Below are 25,486 nucleotides of genomic sequence, written 5' to 3' on the forward strand. Positions count from 1 at the left end.
AAAAAAACCAGAGAGCATTAGCAATCTGGTTATCGAGTACATTCAAATTGTTACCTGCCCATTGTAAGCTGACCACCCGCAAAGCTAATGCATGATTCGCAGAACCAAGATGATTGTTTTCTGATATAAGGTATATCCGCTGGTACATCAGGTTGATAAGGCCGCCCACAGTACTCACAGTGCACATCATCTAAGTAAGTTTGGCACTCAGCTAATACACCAAACAAAATATGATAATCAACACTATACTGTCTACAGAGCATTTCTATATGCTCTACATACCGTCCATCATGCCCGTATGCCCAATAGTCTTCACATAGTTGCATGTCGGACTGATCTGCATTGGCGCTAAAAATAAGTTTTAAGCTCATGGTTATCTCCAAACCAAATAGTTAACGTTGATCACAACGAATAAGGAATATCGTAGTGATTCATAATGTCCAAAAATTTGGTCTCAAGATTCGTTAATGTGTAATGATTTAGCGCTAACCCCTCATTGAGCTCACGTTGAACCCATATCCTAACCGCTTCATCATTGTAGAAAAGGGGGTTAACGCCTAGCATTCTTGCTAACTGCGAGCCCTGTTGTATTTGCAGGTTTACCATAAGCTTGGTAGATAGTGATATCGCTTCGGCGCTTAACCAGATTGAAGCATGCGGCGACTTAATAAATGTGTTCATGTATAATCTCCTGTAGATTAATATTACCTTCTGTTGGTCTTAATGACTCTCTACAGATTGAATTATACATACATTTTAAGCTGATGCAACTCAAAATAACCTTCTATAGAACTTTTTATTACTTAATAGAACATTTAACTCATTTGAGAAACTATATTGCTGCGTATTACTTGCTGTAATAACCGATAAACGCAGCACTATCTTGAATTTTAAAAGGAGGAAAGTTTATTCTTCTTCCTTAACTAGCTCATAAAGGTCGCCCACTTCAATATTCAAATATAAGCATAGCTTTTCTACTACCTCTAGATCCACTCTGGTCGCTTCTTCGTTATACATACGTGTGATTGTGCCTCTATTGATATCTGTATCTCTAGACACATCGGCAATCTTAAGTCTTTTTTCGCCCATAATTTTAGATAAATTGCACTTCACCATAACCTCCCCCATAATAAAATAATCTACTGTAGATAAAAATGTCTTGCAAAAGATGATTTTTAGTGTAAATTATGTTCTATAGCAGGTCATAAAGCTATTAGATAATAACACTTTAATCTTTAGTAAGGATTTTACTATGAGTTATACCTATTTAACAACCGAAGAGCTGTCACAACGTATTAAATATGACAGCAAGACAATACGCAATCAACTTAAGGATGCGGTATTCATTGAGGGCGTTCATTACATCAAACCATTTGGAGGTAGAAAAATCCTTTTCATATGGCAAAAGATCGAAGAGTTAATGCTGACAGGCTACGACGATACCATCCCATTTGTAGCGGGAGCGTAATCATGGCGAGTATCAATAGCCGTAATGGCAACCTATATGTAGATTTTCGATACATAGGCCAACGTTGTAGAGAGCAAACCTTGCTAGCAGACACTAAGCCTAATCGAAAGCGTCTAGAGAGTTTCGTTAGTAAAATGCAAGCAGAGATTCAATTAGGTAGTTTTCGATATGAAAACTATTTTCCGCAGAGTAAAAAGCTTGAGCAGTTTCAAAGCTTAGAGCTTATGAGGTCAACGAATAGCCATAAGGACTCAAGCTCAGGATTTGATTGCTTTAGCAAAGTTTGGTTAGAGGAAAAAAAACCGGAATGGCGGTGCTCTCAGATAACTAATGTAGAAAATATACTTAAGATTTATCTACTTCCCCATTTTGGCAATGTGCCACTAAATACCATTAACAAAGCTAAAATAATGGCTTTTCGGGGTAATCTAGTTAAGGAGGGTAATAATGGGCGACTTTTATCAGCATCTCGAATTAACCACATTATGACCCCATTGCGTATGGTGATTACCGAAGCATCTGAGCGTTTTGATTTTGAGAACCCTTGGAAGAATATAAAGCCACTAAGTGTACCTAAAAGTAATGTTAGTCCTTTTACCTTAGAAGAAGTCATGCTCATCATTGACAACGTTAGAGTAGACTATAAGCCATATTTTACAGTACGGTTTTTTACAGGCATGCGTACAGGTGAAATTGACGGTTTACCGTGGAAAAATATTGACTTTGAACGTAGGCAAATCGTTATTGATCAAGCAATTGTTGGAGGTGTTATAGGTGACACTAAAACTTCCGGCTCTAATCGTATTATCCACATGAATCAACTGGTATACGATGCATTAATTGAGCAGCAGAGCTTCACTAAACATCGAAGTGAGTTTGTATTTAGTACAAAAGCAGGTACTCCTTTGAGTCATCGCAATGTGACAAAGAGAGTTTGGTATCCGTTATTGCGATATCTAGAGCTTGATATACGTAATCCCTATCAAAGTAGACATACGGCTGCCACTCTTTGGCTTGCTGCAGGCGAGTCTCCTGAATGGATTGCTGCGCAAATGGGTCATAGCAGCACTACAATGTTGTTCACAGTGTATTCACGTTATGTGCCTAATCTAACTCGTCAGGATGGGAGTGCTTTAGATAAGTTACTGATAGAGCGAGGTATAATACAAAATCCATGAAAATACCTATGTTTAACAAAAAGACATCCAAATAGATGTCTTTTTTCGATTTTAATGCTGGATGCTTTACATTAATGAAGCTACAGTTGTTTGAATGGCTTGTAACGGTAGCAGCATAATGGTTAATAAAGATAGTAACTCTACAAATATTAAGGATTGGTTGAAGCTAAATCTCCTTGATTTTGCTAATGGCAATGATCTTGAAATATTACTTATCGAGCTAAAATTTTTAAAAGATACTTTACCTGAGCAATTTAGATCAGAGTTGAAAGATGAGTACCAAGCATTGGCGGAGTGGATAAAAACACTAGAGGTAGATAGTAGTTTAACGAAGTCAAATGAATTACAGATATACGAAAATGGAATTGCTCATAAAGTATTTTTAGAAAATATTAGAAAGCCTGATCTGCATTTAAAACAGCTCTATCTAATTACCTTTTTAATCCATCGAGCAGACTCGTCTAAAATAAATACTATCCGTGCTGTCTACTTTTTTCTATGTCTAAGGATGGTCGAGTTAACTGACTACGATAGTCGAATTGAGACTACGCTCGATGAATGCAGGTTTTTAACGAACAAAACTCGTGAATTTTTAGTTCCGTTTTTACCAGACGTCACTCAGTCGAAAAATTTGCAAGATATTAAAGAGCGTCTTATTCAAACGCAAGAAGATGATAACTACACTAGATGGCTAAATAGATCTCCAAAAACATTCGAATTAGAGGTGCGAAGATATAAGAATAAGCTATTAAGCGCAGGAGCTTCATTATTCTCTAGCGATGCTCAGTTTGAAATTAACAAACGTATAGCCAAATATCTGTATGAGTATATCCTACCACTCGAAAACTACTTCAGAAATGACTCAGGTATTACCCGAGTAACGACTGAGACTCATAAGATTATAACTATCTTACAAGATAAGGATGACATCACTGGTAATACCGTTAGCGATCTTACATACATATTAGAAAATACTAACGAAGAAAACGGATTTGAAGATCAAGAACGACAAGACGATGAAGAGCAATCATTTGAACAAGTCAGTTTCGAGCAGCCCACAAACTACTATTTAGATAAAATTAGAGCTGAACAACAAGTTAACTGTAGACATCAACGGACTTTAAGTCAGGTAACTGATGTAAATGTTGCACATGCCGATGAAATACAGGTTTTAGTCAAATACTTGCTGAGAAATCTGATGAGTTTAGATCTCAGAAGGATAAATGATAATGAGAACAGCGAAAAAAAACCTTCAAATATTGAATATGACCTGGACCATCAAGCTTCTTTGTATTTACTAATAGTTCTATTGACAGGTAGTCTTCAATCATTAATCTCCGAAGATTTAAAGAAGAGTTACCTGTGCTATCGGTATCCACTGGAATTCACACCTACTCGTAGTAAAGCTCAAGAAAGCTGGGACTCTAAACTATATGCAGAAAATAGTTCCATCCTTCATCTTATCTACCCTACCGTTATTGGTGACATACACTATTATCTATTACATGACATAAGCATAAAGGATCTAGAAGAAATTAAAAACAAGGCTAATGAAAATTTAAAAGCTCTAAATAAGCAAAGCAAAACCAGATTAACTATTAATAAAATTAAGAATTATTTAGAGCACTTCCTCATACAGAGTGGTCGAGATCACGCTTTAATCAATGTTCTAATCAGTAAACCAATACACCATTCTTCGGCACTTCCTTATTTCAATGTTAGCCAACTAGATTTATTCCTTTGCCAGAACGACTTTAATGAGCATTTGTATGAAATAACATTTAATAAGGTCAACGATGAATTAAAAAACAATCAAGAATATCTGTTTTTTAAATTACCTGATGATAGAGAAATAAATTACTGGGACAAGCAGATAGGTAGTGTTTTAGCTATACAAGAAGATCGTTTAAAATCTATAGTTAGCGATTTAATCACTCAGATCAATTCTGTATTACTAGTAAAAAATTTTCTAGACTCTGAGTATATCGTTTACCTGCATAATACTTTTACTGATTATTTATATATTTTGCTTTCGGTTTCAAGCGGTTATCGTCCTGTACGTGAACCTTTTGGTAGGCTTATAGATATAGATGTTAGAACCAAGAAGTATTTCATCAGCGATAAGGAAAATCGTCAACACACTAGAGGCAGATATATTTATCTACCTGATATAGCAAATCGACAGATTGAGCAGTACGTCAGGTATTTAAAGAGTAATGCCTTTATTTTAAATAGTCTGGGTAATAGTCTAGGTGATATTTACTCAAATATCCTTGATAGTAATATTGGCCTTATTACTTATCTAAAGCTGGATGAAAAAACTAACACTATTACTGAAGTTAGTCTTACCAAAACATTTATTCACGGAAGGCTGTCTAAAATTTTAGATCTCCCATCAAACTGGCATCGTCACTTTATACGCTCATATAAAAGCCTAGAAGTTGGAATCTTTTCTGCTAAGACTAGCTCATCATTTTCTAATAGCTTCGGTCACGATGTAATTGGCGCTTGGATGGGTCACGCTGATGAGCTTGGTTTTGATTACTACGATAAGTACAGTGGACTTAGAAGGAGTGAGTTGCGCCGATTCTCTGATGATCTTAATGAAATAATTAAATATAGCGGCTTTGAAGTCATCTGTTTGGAGAATAAGTAATGGCTCAGCGTAAATCAGCTATTGACCAGCGTTCAGAAAATAGACATAAGGAAACCTCGAAGCGTAAAAACTTATCCAAACGACTGGTCAAAGAGTCTATAGATTTTGACCAAATTATTGCCTCAAGTGATCCTCAAACAATATTTAATGCTATGTGGGAGCAGCTTGATAAGAGATTATCAGAAAACAAACACTTTCAGGGCTATCTTAGTTATGTAGAAGGATATAACGAAGCAGTAAACTGCTGTCAAAATTATATTGAAGATAAGGACATTGCTATTGGCTTTCCAAAGCTTATCGTTACCTCATACCGTCCAAAGTCCTTTAGAAATAAAGTGACCTTTTCTGAAAAAAAGCAAATATTAGATTTTTATTTATATTGGATGGATAGTATAGCTAGCAAAGCTTACGAGATTACTATCACAGATTTGATGCTATCACTGATTTTCCACAGTGCTATATTGAGAAAGCCAGTATTGCAAACGATTATATCTTGCATCAGTGACAAATCATTAACTATAGAAAGCATATTTGAACTGCCTGTAGTAACTCTCATTATTGACGACGATAGCTATCATACTAATACTTATAGCAATTCAAAAGCGGTGCATGAGGTAAAAGTCTTTTTATCGCCATTAACGAGCTATTTGATCAAGCTCTATGTCAAAGGGAATGAAACTAGAAAATTAAAGTCTAGTACTGATGTTCAAAATCTTTATCAAATGTTAAAGATGACAAAATCTCTTAGCCAAAATCACCTATCTATGACTTTAGAAGAGTTTTTGATAGGTGCGGTCTATGTTTTAGAAGATTATCTATTTTTAGATCTGCCAGAACATACTTGGTATCTACTACTTGGTTTGGAGACGACATATGGCCTGTCAATAGCTAACTGGCAGTCTTTAATCTTTAGCATATCTCATAAGCCCACTACTAAGATAGCTATTAACATTGAGTGTCACAAAGATGTCGCAGTGGAACCTAAAAAAGGCAATCCTACCATTACCGTTGAGATTGCAAAGCTATTGAAAACGACTAAAGATGGAAAAACCTCAATGGCTAGATTCACAATTGGTCTCAAGCAGCTATATGAACGTTTATTAACGAACAACGCTCCTTTGAGTGAGCTTGCAATCGTAGGTTGGTTACTGACGAAAACAGTGACTAGTAAAAAGGTAAGCAGCATGCGGACTCATAGCGGTGGTATTACGAATCGCTGGTTATCATTAACTCAAGGTGTTGCATTTGAGGATCATACTGAAGAGGATTATATTCAACTTTATAGCGAACTTATCGAACTTGGTAAGTCTAAAGACGCTCAAAATGCTATTGCCACTAATATTGATGAGATACATGCATATTTAGTTAATCATCATGGCATTGAACCTATTGCACCTTTTTCATCTACCAAGCGAGCGCATCATAGGACAGGCTATCTTTCAGAAACCATGTTTCAGGCTATTCTTAATAATGCTGACAATCTTGAAATGACTAAGGATGAAATAGAAGCGGTGAAGCTCGCTTTGATTTTAGGGCAGCGCTGTGGACTCAGGATAGGTGAAATAGTTAAGATTAGATTAAAAGATGTGGCTATAACTTCAGCTTATCTAGAAGTGCGTAATAATAAATATGGTAATAATAAAACGGGTTCTGCCTTAAGACGGACATTGTTAGAACAACTTTTAACAAATTCAGAAATGTCGTTTTTCAAGAGAGTCGAGCTTAGGCGTAGTAAAAGTAAAGGGGATACCTTAATCGCTAATCAAGCTGGTATGGCTTATCGTGCCAGTGATTTGTCAAAAATCATATCTCAGTTAATTAAAACTACAACAGGACTTTCTCATCTCACGACCCATCATTTAAGACATAGCTTCTTAACTAATTTTCAATTAATGTCATTTTTGTATGATAAAGCTAATGCTTTTAATGGGCATCAATGCTCTCAAACTTTAAAAGACTTATTACCTTATGACGAAGACAAGTCTTGTAAAATATTGGCTTATATTGAGACATCCCTACAATACAAAAAAATATATGCCTTAGCTGGAGTAGCTGGACATGCCAGTCCTAGCACTACTTTTGACTCTTATGTGCATTTGACTGACATTCAGATTGGATTGCTACTTTGGCACATGGATTACCAGTTGACGGCTAAACACTATAAATTACTAAGCGTTCCTAGACGTAGGGAAAAGCTGTTAGGTGCTACACCTACTGCAATTAATTATTATTTGCTTAACAAGCTCAAACTTAAACCACTGCCTAAACCAAAACATAGTGAACTACTAAAGACAGAAGATAAAACATCTACAAAGCCAAAAAGATATTCATTCGATGAAGTCCGTCAGACTCTTGAGGTACATGATAAGGAAGAAGATTTCAAGGAAAAAATGGATATTTATAAGCTTGATCAAAATACTTTTGAAATATGGCTTAATAACGCTCAGCAGTTGCAAGATCACCCTTCTTTTAAAACCATACATGGTAATTCAAGATTATTCGCGCCTGATGATAATATGAGCTTATTACCGGTATTCGACAGGTATGTCGAAGATAACAACATACTCATGCAGATGACCAATAAATTTCGTGACTTATATAAGATAGAAAAAAGACGAGAATCTATGCTTCAGTTTATAGCGCATACGCTTATGAACTCCCAATACCATAAAAATCATATTAGTTTTGATCAAGCATTAGATCTATATAGCTATATACAAGTATTAGGACAACTAGTCTTTAAAAAAAATATTAATTTAAAAATATACCATTATGCACAAGCTAGCGATGATGATAAAGAGCAATGGAAGCCTGTGATGAAATTACTTGCCTCATCTCAAATAAAAAAGTGCAATGTAGCTGATAAATTAAACGGCAAGATATACAAAAAGCAGATCCGTGCTGAATTATCACTATCTAGCCAAACTGAGCAGACTAGGCTTAATAATAGAGAGAAATCAAATCTCCCAATCAAGCAATGGACCGTTAGAACTTTACAAATTTTCTGTCATTACGCTTTCATTATGATAGGGCAAAGAATTAATTTAGGAGATCACAAGCCATGAATCTGTCAGCAAAGTCTATCAGCATTAATAGTAGCACTAAAATTAGTCTTCATCCGTTGGCTAGCCAACTAACTAAGCTAATAGTGAAAGCCTACTTAAGTGGTGGTCAAGAAGCCTATATTAAATCTATGCAGACTAAGTTTGATTGTTATAACAGTTTACCTATTCATAATGTATCGTTAGTAAATAAGGATGTGAATGAGTATTTACTCATTGGTGGTTGTTTTTCACCTGTATTTAACCTCAAAGATATTAATAACAACAATACTATTTTCTTAAGTTATAAAACCTCTAAAAAAGACTCTAAGCCTGAGCATAAGAAACAAGTTAAGAAAGAATTTGATCAGGATGTGATTGACTTTATATACATGGACTTTATCCGAGCAATATCAATACTCTCGTTAGCTAAACCTGGGCTTATGTATCCAAGCCTTAAAACAATAATGCAAGAGTATAAAAGTCAGATATGGAGTGAAATATTCAATAGGGAATCAAAAACCCCAAAAGATTACATTTTATTAAATAACGTCGCCGATCTGCTTGATACAACACGTGGCACATTGAATAGTCATACTAAACTAAAGAAGTAGCGGTTAATTCTTTCCGCTATGCCTGATTAGAAACAGAGCTATCTCACTAAGCTTAGAGTAACAAGCTAGACAACCTTAATCCTCGAATTGGAACACAAGCGATCTAATGCGAGGACTTATTCAGGATTGGATAGCGATATATCTACTTCTAGGAGTCATTAAAGAGATGATTTATGAGAGAGATACAAAGGGATGTAGTCACAACCGTATTAAAACTTAATAGCTCTGCCTAACCACGCTACCAACTCACGGGCAGGAGCCTGACTCAAACACTGTGGACAATTAATATAGGTCATTATACAGTCATTTAAATCAGTCAACATATGCAGTAATAACCCTAAACCAATTATCTTATAGGGCTTTGGTAGAAACAACATGCCCGCATATACTGCCATCGCATAATAAGTATGTAGCGGATGGAAATTAATACTACAACGATTGGGCGAAAAGATAGGTGTCGCTAGCAGATGATCTAAATCAACTAGCATGGTTGCTATTAGGATCAAATAAACTCGCTTATAGTCACTACGAAAAAACATATAGGCGATAATCAACGGCATGCCAAAATGTAGAAAATAATGGATAACGGTTTGACTCATCGCTTTTTCCGAACTAAGAGGGTGTTTTAAAAATTGTTCTAAGAGTATCATACACGATCTGAGGTATACCTTCACACCTGAAAGGCAAGCACGAATCCACCACCTGACGTACGGAAGTTAGTCACCTGACCTTAATAAACACGCGCAGCAAGTAACATACTAATCTGCCGTTGGGAGACGCCAGTAAGCGGCGTTTCGGTCTGGTAATAACGAACGAGTAAACATGGAACTGCATTTATTGCTATGGCTATTTTTGGAGGAATGATGACTCTTGCAAACCTATCCCGCCGAGCAGCGACATCAGCAGTGCTTGCCCTAATGATATGGAGCGTAAGTTTCTTTCTCCATTTTTTTTGGGAGATGGCACAGGTACCGTTCTTCTCCGGTATGGCCGAAGCGAGACACTGGGACGTGGTCTGGCTTTGTACGCGTGCGACCGTCGGTGATGCCAATATTGCTTTTGGCGCCTACGTGCTTGCGGCGTTATTTGTAAAAGATTGGCTCTGGATTGCAAAGCCGTGGCGTCTGTCGACTTTATCGATATACCTTGCCATTGGCGTGACGGTGACAATACTCTTTGAATACTGGGCCACTGGCGCTGGCCAAAGGTGGAATTATAGTGGGCTGATGCCTGATGTTCCGTTATTAAGCATAGGTGCGTTGCCGCTCGTTCAGTGGGTGGTCATTCCGATACTGTTAATCTACACTGTCAAGTGGATGTTCCTAGGTTGGCAGATATCCAATTAATAGAGGTTAGCATTAAGAGCAGTTGGTGCTATTTAGCTCATTACACCTGAAAGACGGGCGCAAACCCACCTCCTGGTGTACGGAAATTAGTCGTCTGACCTTGATACACACGCGCTGCAGATAGTAGCAGTTGTCCATCATACGTATAAAGACGTATATCCACTTTTCTCGTTGTGACAGTGTCATCAATTTTTATTGATCGCTCTCCTGCAGGAACAAAGGTCTGTGCGATATAATCCTCATCAAGAATGTTCTCAAAAACGCGTCGAGTCAGCTTGCTACCGCGATAGACCCCTTTGCTTCCATGACCAGCAACTGGCTTAAAAAACAGTTGTCGCCGAGTACGCCACAACTCTGCTGCCTCGTCTTTTGATACAAGCTTAGTCTTTGGTACAGACTTTTCAAGGTACCTCGCTGCAGCCTCATCTAGACCCCAAGCGCGCAATGTCTGCGAATCGGATAGCAAGGTCAGGTTTTGCTTATTGGCCAACATAGCATGTACATGGAGATTGGGTGTCACCACCACAGCACCCTCTAGATAAGCACTTTTAAGCACGGCGTGGTTAGGGTTTTCAAATGCAAAGTCGACCAGACGATTGTATATCATATCGATTTTCTGTCCATGGGCTGTCAGAGCACCATCGACATAGTCGAGTTCAGAGGGATCTAGTATCACAGTGTCAACGCCCTTAGCTTGGAGCAGTTGACGTGCTAACTGGAACTCCAAAAACATGAACTGATTCTTAGGGTCATTATCGATAATAGCTATGCGATTAGGCATGGCAGTAGCTGATTGTCGCTGCCACTCTTGTATGAACATGCTAGTGACAGCTTCTTCAAACCCATCAAGCATTTTAGTAATATCAGCACTTTGCTCAGAAGGGTGGCAGCATTGTTTTTGTGCACGGGCAAGTGCTACGTTTAAAAATGCGCCTCCAGCGTTAGTATTGATCTCAATAAGTTGAGGGCCATCGCTACCTAAGTGAAAGTCATAACCCATAAAGGCTCCTATTGGCCCTGGATCGAAAGCAGCAATTTTGGGTGCCCATGACAATACTTGCTGTTGGTAAGATGGAAGTTTAGCAGCCGACTCAATAGCTGCGACGATTCGCACCATTGTCTCTATCTCTGTTTTAGGGACGAACACTGGTGTTGCTGAAAAAAGCTTATTAAGCTCGTTCGCTCCTATTGGATTGTTTCTAGTTTCCATTAATTGATCTTGAAGGCTTGTATTGAGCGCTTTACGATTGAGAGTAATGCAGTAGCACTCTTGATTCAGTTGATTTGCAAGACCGTCATTAGTTTCTTCGTTGTTGCTGGTTAAGTGTTTCATTTAAACCTCGTCGTTAAGTAGAGTGCTTACGCTGACATACTCTAGTAAACAGCAAAAAACAAAAGGGGTATTTGGCGTTTTTACGATGATGCTAGTTGCTTTTTAATGTCTCACTTCCTGAGTCTAAAGCGGTGCTTCATTCCTCTTTGATTAACATTTTTGCTAAGAATAAACCCAACTCAAACAATAGCCACATAGGAATCGCTAGCAAGAGCATGGATATGCCATCAGGCGGTGTTACTACCGCTGCAACCGCAAAGCAGCCGACAATGATATAACGACGCTTGTCTGCTAAACTCTGAGTAGAAACGATTCCAACCATTATCAGTAGTAAGGTAACCACTGGAATCTCAAAAGTCAGTCCAAACACCATAAACAACTTGAGGGCAAAGCTCAGATAGCTATCAATATCGGTCATCGGTATAACGTTCTGCGGCGCGAATAGGATAAAAAATTTCAATACACCTTTGAGCACGACAAAGTAGGCAAAAGCAACCCCCGTATAAAATAGAAATATCGAAGACAACAGCACAGGAATAGCAATTTTCTTCTCTTTTTTATATAAGCCAGACGCTATAAATGACCAAATTTGATACAGGATATAAGGCATCGCTAAAAATGCAGCGACAAAAACCGTTAAGCGAATGGGTGCCATAAAGTTTGACGTTATATCAGTGGCAATCATGGTCGAATTGATGGGTAACTGCGCCACTAATGGGTCTGATAAAAGATTATAGAGCTCTCGTGAAAACCCTACCAATGCTAAGAATATAATCAAGACGGCCACGCATATTTTGATGAGATGCTTGCGTAGTTCAATCAAGTGTTCAGTGATAGGCATATCACTGAGCGTACCTAACCTATCTCCAGACTCATTATTCTGTGTTGTATCTGTTGGCGCCTCAAGTTCCGTAGCAGCGATTTTTTCTTGTCGACTTTTTCGCTTTTTAAATAGGCTCACTGATCCGCTTCCTGTTTAATGAACGAGGAGGAAGTATTCGGTTGATGCTCTTTATCATAAGAGGTGATTGGTTGATGTGAAGCGTCTAAGCTTTGGTTCTGCGACTGCTCAAATTTTTGCATACTACCGCGCATCTCTGCTAGTTCACGCTTCATATCTGACTCAGTCTGACGAATTTTTGCAAGCTCATTTTGCATTTGTTGGCGCGTTTCAGCCAGATCAAGCTCAGCTTCTATTTCAGACTGTAGAGTGGATACTGTACGGCGCAGTTTGGCATACCATTGCCCAGCCGTACGCGCGGCCTGCGGCAGTTTTTCTGGACCCAATACGATTAAGGCTATGACGCCAAACAAGAGTAACTCGGAAAACCCGATATCAAACATAACAGTCACATATATTAAAAGACTATTTAGTGCCGCTAATTATAAGCGGTTCGCTTCATACTTTGTGCTGATCATCAGTGGTGACAGGGCTGATTTCTGTATCATCAGCCTGAGCCCCTACCTGTGTATTTAAATCATTACTTGCAACTGGACTACTATTTTCATGGTCAAGTGCACGATTATTGCGAGCATGCTCGGTTTCTTCATCTTTGACTGCTTCTTTAAAACCCTTTACTGCACCGCCTAAATCTTTACCAGCATTTTTAAGCTTAGCGGTGCCAAATACGACCACCACCACAACCAATAAAATCAGCCAATGTGTAATAGAAAAACTACCCATAACGATATCCTTATTTTTAAATTCTAATAAAACCCGTATTGGGCATTACGTTTTGACAATTTTTCCTAACATTCATATCACAAGTCTAACCTACGTAGTCTAAGCGCGTTAACAATCACCGAGAATGACGACAAGCTCATAGCTGCCGCTGCTATCATTGGACTAAGTAGAAGCCCAAATACGGGATAGAGCACACCTGCGGCAATTGGGACACCAAGTGCATTGTAAATAAAGGCAAAAAACAGGTTCTGTCTGATATTGCGCATGGTGGCTTGGCTAAGCTTATAAGCTTTAGCAATACCCATTAAATCACCTTTTAGCAGGGTAATACCCGCACTCTCCATCGCCACATCTGTTCCTGTACCCATAGCGATACCAACATTCGCCTGCGCTAGTGCGGGCGCATCGTTGATACCGTCACCTGCCATTGCTACCAATTTACCGCTATCTTGCATCTCTTTGACGATACGGTTTTTGTCCTCTGGTGAGACGTCGGCATGGACTTCATCGATACCTAATTTATTGGCGACTGCCTGCGCGGTTTTTTCGTTATCACCCGTTAGCATGACGACTTTTAGTCCCGCGTCATGAAGCAGTGAAATAGCCTCTTTGGTGCTTGGTTTAATAGGGTCAGCGACTGAAATAATACCAGCAGCTTTACCATCTATAGCCACAAACATGACTGTTTCACCGTCTTTTCTACGGACATCAGCTTTAGTAGATAAATCCTGATCGAAGCTGTTTAAACGCTCCATAAGCTTAGAGTTACCAATAGCGATGTTCTTACCATCGACCACGGCTTGTACGCCTTCGCCAGTAGTCGAATTAAAGTCAGTAGCTTTAGGAATAATGAGTGATCTTTCTTGAGCCGCTCTAACGATAGCTTCTGCTAAAGGATGCTCGCTTGCACTTTCTACTGCAGCTACCAATGCGAGGAACTCGTCTTCATCTTGACCTACCTGCGCGTCAATTGCAGTAAGCTCGGGCTTACCAGCGGTCAGTGTTCCGGTCTTGTCGACGACAATAGTATCGACTTTTTCCATACTCTCTAACGCTTCAGCATTTTTGATAAGGACGCCATTCTGAGCACCCTTGCCAGTACCGACCATAATCGACATAGGTGTGGCGAGTCCTAAAGCACAAGGGCAAGCGATGATTAACACTGCAATAGCGTTGACCAGTGCAAAGGCCATAGCGGGCTCAGGGCCGAATATCGCCCAGACAATAAAGGTAATGACGGAGCAGATAAGCACGATCGGTACGAACCACCCAGCTACCTTATCTACCAATTTCTGTATAGGTGCGCGGCTACGCTGAGCTTCGGCAACCATTTGTACAATTTTGGATAATACCGAATCTGCTCCGACATTGACCGCTTCGACCAATAGCGTTCCGGTGCCATTTACCGTACCGCCAGTGACTGTATCTCCTTGTGCTTTTGATACAGGGATTGGCTCACCCGTTACCATTGATTCATCAACATTACTATTGCCATCGATCACTGTACCATCTACGGGTAATTTCTCACCCGGTTTAACCCGTAGCTTATCGCCAGTGACGACCTCATCAAGCGAGACTTCGACTTCGTTGCCATTTTCATCGACACGTCTTGCAGTCGGCGGTGCGAGCTCAAGCAATGCTCGAATCGCGCCTGAAGTTTGACTTCTGGCTTTGAGCTCTAATACTTGACCCAAAAGTACTAAGGTTACAATGACAGCTGCCGCTTCGTAATACACACCGACTTGACCATTAGCGTCTCTGAAACTGTCTGGGAAAATATTGGGAAAAAAGGTCGCGACAATACTAAAAATATAAGCAGCGCCTACGCCTATCGCAATCAAAGTAAACATATTGAGATTGCGGCTTTTTATAGACTGCCAACCACGGACAAAAAACGGGGCGGCGCCCCAAAGCACGACAGGGGTCGCAAGCACTAACTCAGCCCATTGTAAGATCTGTGAGGAGATACCATACTGACTGAAATTAACTACGTTTACGTCAAACATACCGCTCATCACATATATTAATAGCGGTACAGTCAGTACTGTACAAACCCAGAATCGACGAGTCATATCATCGAGCTCTGAGGTATCTTCTTCACCGATAGTAAGCGTTTCAGGCTCAAGTGCCATGCCGCATATTGGACAGCCACTATTCTCAACATCTCTGACTTCAGGGTGCATAGGACAGGTGTAGACCGTGCCATCATAATCAGCAGGAACTTTGTCGTATTTACCGCCTTTGATAGATTTTACATCAGTGCTGTTAGAAGTATCCGCTCCATGACCATGACAACTTGCATGACTGTCTTCATCAACAACCTCGTCTTCAGGTTTAAGGAACATGCCGCATATCGGACAATCGCTCTTTTCAGTATCCCTGACCTCAGGATGCATAGGACAGGTATAAACGGTTCCGCTATAGCCAGTTGGCACCTTATCGTAAGTGGTATCTTTATTAGGTTCTATGCCTGTATTCACTGTACCGTCACAGCAATCATGGTCTTCGCTGTCCGAAGTATTTTTTGTCGTATCGTGTTTCATGACTATGTTCCCGTTATTGATTGCAATGATAGTTTAGGGCTAAGTCGCCAGCTTTTGATCCCATCCAAGATTAGGGCACTGTTCGTCGTTCTAAGCATAGCTGACCTATCTGAGCCGAAGATTCAATGGCTACGCTAGACTCATCGTGCTTTGGCAAACCAGCGATATAGCGGTACAAACACAATCGCGAAATACCAACCATAAAGATAGGATTCGACAAATCCAATTAGGAAACCTGACCATGTCAGCCATTCAAAACCAGGTAGCAGCGGTGCCCAAGCCTCATGCATACTTATCTGCTCAGGTGCGAGTAGGCCAAAGACTATGCACAAGAGATAGCTGATGAGCAGAAACAGAGAAACGCTGTTGCCCACAGGACCAATTCTTAAAGTATTCGCTTTTGAATTCAATTCGTTCATCTTGACTCTCCTTGGTAGATGCTATACACCGCTTTCGTCACCACCAAACAACGGTATGGTATATGACCCGAACATCCGAACCAGAAAGCTCTGCGCAATAATTATATAAAATTACATCAGCAGAGCATTAAAACTGGTCGTCAAACAGTCTCTATATACTTGATGCAAGTACGTCGCAGCACCGCCAGCTGACGGGTAAGCGTTAGAGATTTTGATATAGGAGTAAGCACTAAAAGAGACAACAATTGCAGCAGCCAAAAGGCCAGTGGGGAAAGTGAACCATGCATACTCAGCCTTTTATTGCTTTTTCATGAGCAATGTTTTGATTCTGCAGTGAAAGTAGCTTTGAATAAAAAGACCTATATGCTTACGTCTATTATTTGATAGACCATTATTTTATTTGTTTAAAATACTCCTATCAGTATAGATCGTTATTCAAGCTCATCAATCAATTGCTTCATCTCAGCGATCTCACGCTTTTGCGCTTTTATAATATCGTCAGCAAGCTTTTGTACACGCGGATCTTCAATATCAGCGCGACTACTAGTGAGAATGGCAATCGAGTGATGCGGTATCATCGCTTGCATCCAATCGACTTGGTCGACCGTTGCTTGTGATCTGACGCCCCAGATACCGACAGCAAACATCAATACACTCAGGCCATAGATCATCAAATTGACCTTGGTCTTCTTATACATATTGGTCATAAATGCCAACATGACCACTGCCATACCGGCACCCATGTAAAGCGCCATATAAGCTCGGGTCTCACTAAAGTAAATATGATCCCATTCATAAGTATTGAAATACATCATGATGTACATCACGATCGTAGACGTCACAATCATCAGGGTGAACTTTACATACGGGTTCATGCCCTGTTGATGATTCATGGTGCTTTGACCTGAAGTATTCATAGTATATCCCCTATTATTTTAATAATATTAGAACCAGAATTTGACCCCCGCAGTCAAACTACTGCTATCAACCGATTCATTTTCTTGACGTCGTAGACCACGAGCCTTGCCAAGCGCTGTCTCATAACTAACACCCACATAAGGGGCTAATTGGCGACTGAACGTCTCGTAAGTCAGCCTGACCTCAGTTTCCATCTCATTGAAGCCTTTGGTAATGCCATTATCATGGTCATCTTTACTAAAGGCAGTTAATTCAACCTCCGGTATGACCACCCAATGCTGATCTAAACGCCATTCGTACTCTGCGCCCAAATCAAGACGAAGCTGACCATCGGTATATAAGTAGGCTCTCGCATCCGTTTCGATGAAATACGGTGCGGTACCGACGATGCCTGCCATCACGGCAGCGTTATCGTTTTCAGTATCATAAGCGACACCAGCTTCACCATTCCAAAAAATACTCAGTGGTTTCCAATAAGCAAGCGAGCTCAAGCTATCAATTTCTTTATCATCTTTAGTCTGAGCACTACCTTCCGTGCGTAGCCTTATACGATTACTATCAGTACCATACCAACCCGTCGCCTCGAAGTTGATTTGATCCTCATCAAACTGATAGCCCAAGTCATCTACTGAGACTCCCCATAATGGCATGCTGCCCATCATCATTGGCTTACCATACTGCCCGTATGGAACTCCGTTTGAATAGTCTGGACTGCGAGCATCGGCTGGTGGCTGCCCGCCTTGCATCCCAGACATATCCATACTGCCATGATCCATGCCCGACATGTCCATGCCACTGTGATCCATACCAGACATATCGCCCGACATGTCCATACCGCTGTGATCCATACCAGACATATCGCCCGACATGTCCATACCGCTGTGATCCATATCAGACATATCGCCCGACATATCCATGCCGCTGTGATCCATATCAGATATATCGCCTGACATATCCATGCCGCTGTGATCCATATCAGACATATCGCCTGACATATCCATGCCGCTGTGATCCATATCAGACATATCGCCCGACATATCCATACCACTATGATCCATATCAGACATCTCAGCAGCTGTTGCAAAGGATGATGTGAGCAAGACTAGCGATGACAAACCAATAAATGGCAGATTTTTCTTAGATATTTTCATAATAAGCCTCATATTTGAAGGTTTGTTAAACAACGGCAACTTCTCGGAACATACCGGCTTCCATGTGATAAAGCAGATGGCAATGCCACGCCCATCGTCCAAATTCACCCGTCACATCAAAGCTAATCTTTTGCGCAGGTTGCACCACAATCGTATGTTTACGTACCTGAAAGTCTCCAGATGGCGTGCGCAAATCGCTCCACATACCATGCAGATGCATCGGATGGTTCATCATCGTGTCATTGACTAAGGTGATACGCACGCGCTCGTTAGGCTTAATATTTACAGGCGTTGCATCCTTAAACATGACACCATCTAACGCCCAAATATAGCGCTCCATGTTACCCGTTAAATGTAGCTCGATCTCTCTAGTAGGCTTGCGCTGCTCCGCAAATATAGCCTCATCCACGGAATGTAATTGGTCATAAGTCAAAACCTTTCTATCAATATCACGCAGGTTGATACCGGGGTCATCGAGGTTTATACGTGGACTGTCGACACGCATATCAGATTTGAAGTCATACTCGGTCTTAGCATGCTTTGCTTTGTAGCCTTTGTCACCCATCGCACCCATCATATCGGCCATGGTCAGCCACTCAATCTTGTCCATAGCAGGTATTGCAGCTCGCGCGCCTTTTTTGGTCGCAAGCGTGGTCGCGACATAGCCTGAACGATCGATATTTTGGGCAAATATGGTATGTGCGTCTTGAGTCGGCGTGACAATGACGTCATAAGTCTCAGCAACGCCAATACGGAAGTCATCAATCGCAACGGGTGCGACGTCAATACCATCTGTTGCCACCACAGTCATTTTGAGACCCGGTATACGCACATCAAATATCGTCTGTGCTGAGGCGTTGATAAAGCGTAGTTTGACGGGCTGTCCCGCTTTCACTAGCTGCGTCCAATTGGCTGCGGTGGTCTTACCATTCATCAGATACGTAAAGGTTTTTTCACCAGATAGATCGGTGAAATCCGTCGGCATCATGCGCATCTGATTCCACATTTTGCGCTTGTCATAAGCGGCTTCTAAATCTGTTGCGGCAATATCAGACAATAGCTTTTTGAAGTCTGGCAAGTGGTAGTTATCAAAGTCAGCACGCTGCTTTAAAAGTTTCAAGAGGTTATGCGGATCGCGGTGCGTCCAATCACTCAGCACGATTACATGGTCTTCAGCGACTGGATGACGCTCACGGCCTTTTGGCTCAATCACAATGGCACCCAGCATACCGGTTTGTTCTTGGAACCCACTGTGTGAGTGATACCAATAGGTGCCTGATTGTTTGAGTTTGAATGTATAGGTAAAGGTACTGTTCGCAGGAATGCCATCGAAACTGATACCTGGCACCCCATCCATCTCAAAAGGTACGAGCAGACCATGCCAATGGATAGAGGTTGATTCATCCATCTGATTATGGACACGGATGATGACTGTATCGCCTTCACGCATCTTTAGCGTTGGTGCTGGCAATGAGTCATTGATGAGTGTCGCCATGCTCTTTTTACCGTTCACAATAGCGGACTGTTTACTGACGTATAAGTCAAACTCTGTACCGGTTAGAATGGGTACGATATGGTCAGCTTTATCACTGTTGATGGCTACGTTTTGTTGCCCTTTACCGAGCGCACTATTGGCAATAGACGGCAGCGTAGATAGCATGGATGCCCCTAACAAGGTAGAAGATCCTGTCAAAAAACGCCTGCGATTGAACATATTCTTGTTCATAATAATTTACCTAACTTAATCCGTGAAATGGGAGTTGAGTTCATATAACTGTTGGCTCATTAATAGAACAGAATGAGCTATGTAATGCTTTAATCAAACTAGATTTGCTGCTGCGGTGAGTCAATGGTTGCATAAATGGCTGTTGAGCCGTCTTTGTTAAGCTGCATCACTTTATACGGCATAAATTTATCTTGGTATTCCATACCTGGGCTACCGACTGGCATGCTCGGTACGGCAAGACCAATCGCATCACTTGGCGGATTCTTTAGAAACTGCGCCATATATTTGGCAGGGACATGGCCTTCAAAGACAAAGCCATCGGTAGTAACGGTAGTATGGCAAGAGCGCATTTGCTGTGGTACGCCATAACGATCTTTAAACAAAGACACGTCGGCAACATCATGGACAGCTGCGCTTAACCCATTGTCTTCTGCGTGGCCGACCCACTCTTTACAGCAACCACAATTGGCATCTTTATAGACGGTGGCTGACACATTTCGCAAAATAGTTGATTGGGTATCTAAATGAGCACTGACAGGTATTATTCCGGCTTGTGGTTGCTCTATTAGCGCGGTTTTTTGCGTAGCGGTAGTTGGCTCAGTCGCTGGTTTTGAGTCAGTAGCAGCGGCATTAGGTTGACTACAAGCGGCAATCGCTAGCGATAGTGGTAATACCACGATCGCTGAGAGCACACGGCCAGATATCAGATTATGTTCATTAATAAATCTATTAGTATAGCGTCTCATAAAACCACTCCTGAGCGTCTATCTGACGGTCACATTTATAAAAATTAAAGCCGTAACACTGACCAAAGTAGTACTGGTAAAGCTTAAAACTCAAATCGCAAAAGGCAGCACTATTAAGCACTGCATCTTTTACGAAAAATCAATGTTGCATTCCGGATCCATCACCTGACATATCCATCTCACCATCAAATGACATGCCCAACATATCATCGTCTATCCTAGTGGTTAGCATGGTGTACTGGTTTTCATTCAATTCAGGTAACGATCTGATAAAAGCGACCATTGCCCACATTCTATCATCATCGTGCGAAGCGCCCCATGCTGGCATACCTGATGCCATAATACCGTGTTTAATGGCCCAAAAGGCTTGCTGAGCACCGGCATCTGTTTTATAGCGTTCAACCAATTCAGTATTGGTAAAATTGGGCGGCTTTGGATATAAACTTGCACTAAAATCAGTACTTTCTACTCCAGGAGATAAGTGACAGCCTGCACACATATCTTTATAGTCTGCCCCGCCCGAGCTGATCATTTCTGTCTTTTCTAGGTTTGGAACCGCAATGTCCTTACTAGCATTCGCTATTGAACGCGTACGTGCCGTTTCTAAAAAATTGTAAACCAGTGGACTATGGGCTTGATCAGCACCGATATTTATCACGCCACTGGTCACCACAATAAAAATGCCCACAATAGCGACAAAGACAGTAAGCAGTATTCCTAGTAAAAACTTCATAGGTTTGTCCTAAAAATCCATTTTTGTTAATACCCAATTACTGCTCGACAAAACCATCTAACAATAATATTGAATTTCTACGATCAATGTCTAAGAATCACTTTTACTAGTAACACAGTGCTTTTGGTACATCGCTTTCATTTTTCCCATATTGGTCATCATAGCTTTCATAGCAGGATCCTTCATATCCATTTTACTATGATCCATTTTGCCCATCATTTGCATGTGCTTTTCCATTTTTTCACAATTCATCTGATCTTTTTCAGCATGCATTTTTGGGTCATGTGCCAAAGCAGAGGTTGAAACAACTAAGGCTATAGCAGTTGCTACGATTGATTTAGACAGTGGCATTGATTTGAATAGTGACATGGTAAATCCTTATTTGATTTGGTATAAAGTCAAAAAATCTTTGGGATGTTAAGTTATTTTAAAGCATACTTCATTGATTCTGACAGAGAGATGACAGCAAGATTACAATATTGTCATCTTGCTGTTTTTAGTTTTTAATGTTGCTTGTATTCATTTAGTATTGAGGCAGCATTAGAATCACGATCACGTCCATACTTATCTACGAAATACTTTTCAGACTGTAGATGCTGATCTTTGTGTTCGATCTCACAAGCCACTCGTGCATCATTATAGCGCTTCATTTGCGTACTAGAAACTTGCGCATCGTTGTGATCCAAGTTTTTTGCAAAGTCAGTAACCGCATCACAGTTATTGATGACTGACGTACTTAGCTCGGTAGTGTGCGCATTAGCCGCAGTAATACCAATAAGTACAGAAGCCGATAGTAGTACTGCTTTTTTGAATGAACCATATGTTTTCATGTAAAACCTCTTTTGTAAGTTGTTAGATATTTGAATTGATTACCTGTGAAAATAATTCATAGTCGCTAGGTATGAACAACTATGTTTCATTCATACAGATTAGCAAATGAAGACTGACAATCTGATTACGAACAGATGACATCTTTGTCAGCTACCAGTCAATTTTGTCATCTGTGTGGGTTAAAATTAAATAATTATAATCGTACTGAGGAATTACCATGAAAGTACTGCTGGTAGAAGATGAGTTGAAGCTTGGCGAGTACATAAAAAAAGGCTTAACGGAAGCTGGGTTTATTGTGGATCATCACCTAACAGGTTTAGATGGCTATCATGCATTGATGACGGAAGAATTTAGCGTGATACTGATGGATGTCATGCTACCTGATGTTAGTGGCTTTGAGCTGGTGCGCAATTACCGAGCGGCAGGTAAGCGTACTCCCGTGCTGTTTTTAACGGCAAAAGATGACTTAAGTGACAAAATAAAAGGGATTGAAATTGGGGGCGATGATTATTTAACCAAGCCTTTTGCGTTTGCAGAATTGATCGTCAGAATCAAAAGCTTATTACGACGTGCCAATCAATCCGATTATCAAAGTACGATTATGCAAATAGCGGATCTTAAAATGGACATTGCCAAGCGCACTGTGCATAGAAAAGACAAGGCTATTAAGCTCACGGCAAAAGAGTTCTCATTATTACAGTTTTTATTAGAGCGCCGAGGTGAGGTGCTACCGCGCTCAGTCATTGCTTCTCAAGTATGGGATATGAATTTTGAAAATGATACCAATGTGATTGATGTGGCGATAAGGCGTCTTCGCATAAAAATAGATGATGATCATGAGGCAAAGCTGATTCATACTGTGCGTGGTATGGGTTACCGATTGGAGGCACTAGCTACTGAAGTCCAAAGTGGTGCGGACGGAGACTATTCTAAATAGCATGAACCATACACTCAAAAATCGGCGCTGGTCATTGCTATGGCGAACTATTTTCTTATTAACAGTCTTCGTTATTATCTCTCAGGTCACCATCTATGCGTGGGTGCAGCGCTCTGTGAGTGGACACTTTGAGCAAATGGACTCAGAGATTATCACCCATGCGGCTTTTAACCTGCGCAAACGCATGATTGATGTTAACGATCACATAGAACCATTCACAGTGTCAAAGTCCCAATCACTCATTAATGACAATCACTTGCATTCCTCTTGGCTAGATTATGATTTAAAAACCTTAGTAGCAGATAAAAAAGGCAAATTATTATCCAGTGACCCTAGTAATTTCATTCATAATTTACCGCCCGATTTTAGCTTGTTATCACTATGGCAGGATCATCACGATCAGCAGTTTATGATCAAGATAAATAATAGGCATTACCGAGCAATTATTATTCCAAATCAAGAGGTTTTGGCGTTTATTGCATTACCTATCGATGTGCATCATCAATATCTTATCCAGTTCAATCGCCAGCTGAGCTTGATACTTACTGCCATCACCTTATTATTGGTTTCAGTAGCGGCATTAGGTGTTTATTGGGGTTTTGCTCCTCTGGCCACTATCGTACAAAAAATGCAAGGCATAAACCTCCAAAGGTTAGACGAAAGAGTTGGGGTTTACGATATGCCGTTAGAACTGCGGCCACTAGCAGAGTCTTATAATTCGATGATGGTCAAGCTTGAAAGCAACTTTGAATCTTTGTCACGATTTTCAGACAATATCGCTCATGAGCTGCGTACCCCAATAGCGACACTGAGTACACAAACGCAGGTCATGCTAACTAAGCCAAGAGAAGGCAACGAATACATCGAGCAACTGCATCATCAGCATGATACGTTAGAGCAGCTGTCAGCCATGATAAACAATATGTTGCTACTGGCAAAAACTCAGAAAGGATTAAGTGACTCGCAAATTAATCACGTAGATACTGAAAACCTAATCACCAAGCTCGTTGATTACTATGAAATGATTGCAGAGGATCGAGGGATAACTTTTGAAAGATCAGGCGAATTTAAGACAGTATTAGGTGATGAAGGCCTATTGCAGCGGCTGTTTGCCAATCTGATGTCAAATGCCATTTATTACGCCGCTAGTGACAGTATTATCACAATATCCGCTACCATCCTCACCTCAACCACCTCACTTAATGTGGCTAAAGATGAGGTTCGACCCTCAAAGCAGCAATGGTTAAGGATAACGATGACCAATCGCTTAGACAAACCGTTAAACCAGAGTGAAGTTGATAAGTTATTTGAGCGATTCTATCGTCACGATAAGACCAGCCATCAGCATTCAGGCACAGGATTGGGGTTATCTATCGTTCAGGCTATCGCTAATGCTCATAAAGGTACGGTTAGTATCACTATCAAAGATGAGTATTTTTTTGAGGTTACTGTAGGATTATTGATGGCTTAACAAGGTAAATCAAAAGAAGATAATCTAAAAACGTTGTTGTCAAAAACTCAATATCAGAGTATTTGCAAGTGTAGTCCAGAACAGTTTCTTCAACGCATTCGAAAACTCGTTAAGATCTAAACTACGGCTGAAATGCCTGACTGTTTTTTCGAAATTATAGCAACTCATTTCTACAGTAATTTATTCCGATATTACTTTGATGAGTTAATAATTCGCTTAATCAGTAATTTCTGAAAAATTTAAGTATAAAATACATACATTAAAACCATAAATAATGTCTAAATTTTATACTTAACTAGTGACCAAAATTGATATCAATGTTGCTATAAAATACTTTAAAATACGCTAAACGTCATGGCATAAAATTCTTCCTATCCCTTTATTTATAACGTATAGTAGGTTTATATACATCAAAGTCATTTAACGAAATATGGTGGTTCTAGCCTCCGAAGCCGAGGGTCGTGGGTTCGATTCCCGCCGAGCGCACCAATCATACTGTTTACAATCTTGCTCTACCCTTCCCTTAGTACTCTCTTAAACTTCCTATACTTATTAAACCTACATATCAAAATATTTGTGGTTTTTCTGTGCTTGTATACTTCTAGTGCTCTCACCTATAGTCGATTCAGTATAATTTGGATACAAGGAAGCCGAGTGAAAGTACTACAAGTAGTAGACTGAGCGAGACTGA

General features: G+C 40.4%; 25 protein-coding genes. 8 read left to right on the top strand and 17 right to left on the bottom strand.

The annotated features are described in order from the left end of the window. Window positions 1–50 precede the first annotated feature (50 nt). From ACIGBM_RS00530 to ACIGBM_RS00540, 3 genes are all read right to left on the bottom strand, one after another. The gene (locus ACIGBM_RS00530; RefSeq protein ID WP_397476413.1) at window positions 51–371 is read right to left on the bottom strand and encodes a hypothetical protein; all 321 of its coding nucleotides are present in this window, start codon (window positions 369–371) and stop codon (window positions 51–53) included. Window positions 372–402: 31 nt separating this feature from the next. Beyond that, window positions 403–681 carry a hypothetical protein gene (locus ACIGBM_RS00535; protein ID WP_397476414.1) on the bottom strand — a complete coding sequence of 93 codons (279 nt, stop codon included), beginning with the start codon at window positions 679–681 and terminating at the stop codon, window positions 403–405. 225 nt (window positions 682–906) lie between these two features. Continuing rightward, complete coding sequence (locus tag ACIGBM_RS00540; protein WP_397476415.1) at window positions 907–1,116, bottom strand: helix-turn-helix domain-containing protein; 210 nt, start codon at window positions 1,114–1,116, stop codon at window positions 907–909. 136 nt (window positions 1,117–1,252) lie between these two features. Between ACIGBM_RS00540 and ACIGBM_RS00545 the strand changes: the two genes are divergently transcribed. The 5 genes from ACIGBM_RS00545 to ACIGBM_RS00565 all read left to right on the top strand — a co-directional run bounded on the left by ACIGBM_RS00545 (window position 1,253) and on the right by ACIGBM_RS00565 (window position 8,957). Next, window positions 1,253–1,468, top strand: a complete 216-nt coding sequence (locus ACIGBM_RS00545) for a hypothetical protein (RefSeq protein WP_147221161.1) — start codon at window positions 1,253–1,255, stop codon at window positions 1,466–1,468. A gap of 2 nt (window positions 1,469–1,470) precedes the next feature. Further along, entirely contained in the window at window positions 1,471–2,646 is a 1,176-nt protein-coding gene (locus tag ACIGBM_RS00550) for an Arm DNA-binding domain-containing protein (RefSeq protein ID WP_397476416.1), read from the top strand. A gap of 118 nt (window positions 2,647–2,764) precedes the next feature. Next, window positions 2,765–5,302, top strand: a complete 2,538-nt coding sequence (locus ACIGBM_RS00555) for a hypothetical protein (RefSeq protein ID WP_397476417.1) — start codon at window positions 2,765–2,767, stop codon at window positions 5,300–5,302. Next, on the top strand, window positions 5,302–8,367 hold the full coding sequence (locus ACIGBM_RS00560; protein ID WP_397476418.1) for a tyrosine-type recombinase/integrase: 3,066 nt from the start codon (window positions 5,302–5,304) through the stop codon (window positions 8,365–8,367). Before ACIGBM_RS00555 ends, ACIGBM_RS00560 begins: the two co-directional genes overlap by 1 nt. After that, the gene (locus ACIGBM_RS00565) at window positions 8,364–8,957 is read left to right on the top strand and encodes a hypothetical protein (RefSeq protein WP_057758583.1); all 594 of its coding nucleotides are present in this window, start codon (window positions 8,364–8,366) and stop codon (window positions 8,955–8,957) included. Before ACIGBM_RS00560 ends, ACIGBM_RS00565 begins: the two co-directional genes overlap by 4 nt. 209 nt (window positions 8,958–9,166) lie before the next feature. Here the strand turns inward: ACIGBM_RS00565 and ACIGBM_RS00570 are convergent, their stop codons facing one another. Beyond that, entirely contained in the window at window positions 9,167–9,556 is a 390-nt protein-coding gene (locus ACIGBM_RS00570; RefSeq protein ID WP_025652669.1) for a DUF6122 family protein, read from the bottom strand. 411 nt (window positions 9,557–9,967) lie between these two features. On the opposite strand from ACIGBM_RS00570, the gene ACIGBM_RS00575 reads away from it, so the two are divergent. Continuing rightward, complete coding sequence (locus tag ACIGBM_RS00575; protein ID WP_397476419.1) at window positions 9,968–10,303, top strand: hypothetical protein; 336 nt, start codon at window positions 9,968–9,970, stop codon at window positions 10,301–10,303. A gap of 40 nt (window positions 10,304–10,343) precedes the next feature. On the opposite strand, the gene ACIGBM_RS00580 is transcribed toward ACIGBM_RS00575, so the two are convergent. The 13 genes from ACIGBM_RS00580 to ACIGBM_RS00640 form a co-directional block, all read right to left on the bottom strand. Next, entirely contained in the window at window positions 10,344–11,636 is a 1,293-nt protein-coding gene (locus tag ACIGBM_RS00580; RefSeq protein ID WP_397476420.1) for a hypothetical protein, read from the bottom strand. Between the two features lie 136 nt (window positions 11,637–11,772). Further along, window positions 11,773–12,597 carry a twin-arginine translocase subunit TatC gene (gene tatC, locus ACIGBM_RS00585; protein ID WP_397476421.1) on the bottom strand — a complete coding sequence of 275 codons (825 nt, stop codon included), beginning with the start codon at window positions 12,595–12,597 and terminating at the stop codon, window positions 11,773–11,775. Continuing rightward, window positions 12,594–12,980 carry a Sec-independent protein translocase protein TatB gene (gene tatB / locus ACIGBM_RS00590; RefSeq protein ID WP_397476422.1) on the bottom strand — a complete coding sequence of 129 codons (387 nt, stop codon included), beginning with the start codon at window positions 12,978–12,980 and terminating at the stop codon, window positions 12,594–12,596. Before tatB ends, tatC begins: the two co-directional genes overlap by 4 nt. Window positions 12,981–13,035: 55 nt before the next feature. Further along, entirely contained in the window at window positions 13,036–13,320 is a 285-nt protein-coding gene (gene tatA / locus ACIGBM_RS00595; RefSeq protein WP_057758575.1) for a Sec-independent protein translocase subunit TatA, read from the bottom strand. Between the two features lie 77 nt (window positions 13,321–13,397). Then, a complete protein-coding gene (locus ACIGBM_RS00600; RefSeq protein WP_397476423.1) occupies window positions 13,398–15,863 on the bottom strand; it encodes a copper-transporting P-type ATPase in 2,466 nt (821 codons plus the stop codon). Window positions 15,864–16,003: 140 nt separating this feature from the next. After that, window positions 16,004–16,282 (bottom strand): DUF5676 family membrane protein, encoded by a 279-nt coding sequence (locus ACIGBM_RS00605; RefSeq protein ID WP_296207164.1) that lies wholly within the window; start codon window positions 16,280–16,282, stop codon window positions 16,004–16,006. A gap of 431 nt (window positions 16,283–16,713) precedes the next feature. Next, on the bottom strand, window positions 16,714–17,199 hold the full coding sequence (locus tag ACIGBM_RS00610) for a DUF305 domain-containing protein (protein ID WP_397476424.1): 486 nt from the start codon (window positions 17,197–17,199) through the stop codon (window positions 16,714–16,716). A gap of 27 nt (window positions 17,200–17,226) precedes the next feature. Continuing rightward, complete coding sequence (locus ACIGBM_RS00615; protein WP_397476425.1) at window positions 17,227–18,351, bottom strand: copper resistance protein B; 1,125 nt, start codon at window positions 18,349–18,351, stop codon at window positions 17,227–17,229. Between the two features lie 25 nt (window positions 18,352–18,376). Then, on the bottom strand, window positions 18,377–20,077 hold the full coding sequence (locus tag ACIGBM_RS00620) for a copper resistance system multicopper oxidase (protein WP_397476426.1): 1,701 nt from the start codon (window positions 20,075–20,077) through the stop codon (window positions 18,377–18,379). Window positions 20,078–20,175: 98 nt separating this feature from the next. Next, the gene (locus ACIGBM_RS00625) at window positions 20,176–20,823 is read right to left on the bottom strand and encodes a DUF411 domain-containing protein (RefSeq protein WP_397476427.1); all 648 of its coding nucleotides are present in this window, start codon (window positions 20,821–20,823) and stop codon (window positions 20,176–20,178) included. Between the two features lie 139 nt (window positions 20,824–20,962). Next, window positions 20,963–21,556: a cytochrome c gene (locus ACIGBM_RS00630; protein ID WP_197102716.1), complete on the bottom strand. Its 594-nt coding sequence runs from the start codon at window positions 21,554–21,556 to the stop codon at window positions 20,963–20,965. 90 nt (window positions 21,557–21,646) lie between these two features. After that, on the bottom strand, window positions 21,647–21,925 hold the full coding sequence (locus ACIGBM_RS00635) for a hypothetical protein (protein ID WP_397476428.1): 279 nt from the start codon (window positions 21,923–21,925) through the stop codon (window positions 21,647–21,649). 134 nt (window positions 21,926–22,059) lie between these two features. After that, window positions 22,060–22,386, bottom strand: a complete 327-nt coding sequence (locus ACIGBM_RS00640; protein ID WP_189585232.1) for a hypothetical protein — start codon at window positions 22,384–22,386, stop codon at window positions 22,060–22,062. A 218-nt stretch (window positions 22,387–22,604) separates the two neighbouring features. On the opposite strand from ACIGBM_RS00640, the gene ACIGBM_RS00645 reads away from it, so the two are divergent. Together ACIGBM_RS00645 and ACIGBM_RS00650 are read left to right on the top strand one after the other, a co-directional pair. Then, window positions 22,605–23,324, top strand: coding sequence for a heavy metal response regulator transcription factor (locus ACIGBM_RS00645; protein WP_397476429.1), 720 nt, complete (start codon window positions 22,605–22,607; stop codon window positions 23,322–23,324). Window position 23,325: 1 nt separating this feature from the next. After that, on the top strand, window positions 23,326–24,795 hold the full coding sequence (locus ACIGBM_RS00650) for an ATP-binding protein (protein WP_397476430.1): 1,470 nt from the start codon (window positions 23,326–23,328) through the stop codon (window positions 24,793–24,795). Window positions 24,796–25,486 lie beyond the last annotated feature (691 nt).

Source organism: Psychrobacter sp. NPDC077938 (assembly GCF_044542635.1).
In the GTDB taxonomy this organism is placed as follows: Bacteria; Pseudomonadota; Gammaproteobacteria; order Pseudomonadales; family Moraxellaceae; genus Psychrobacter.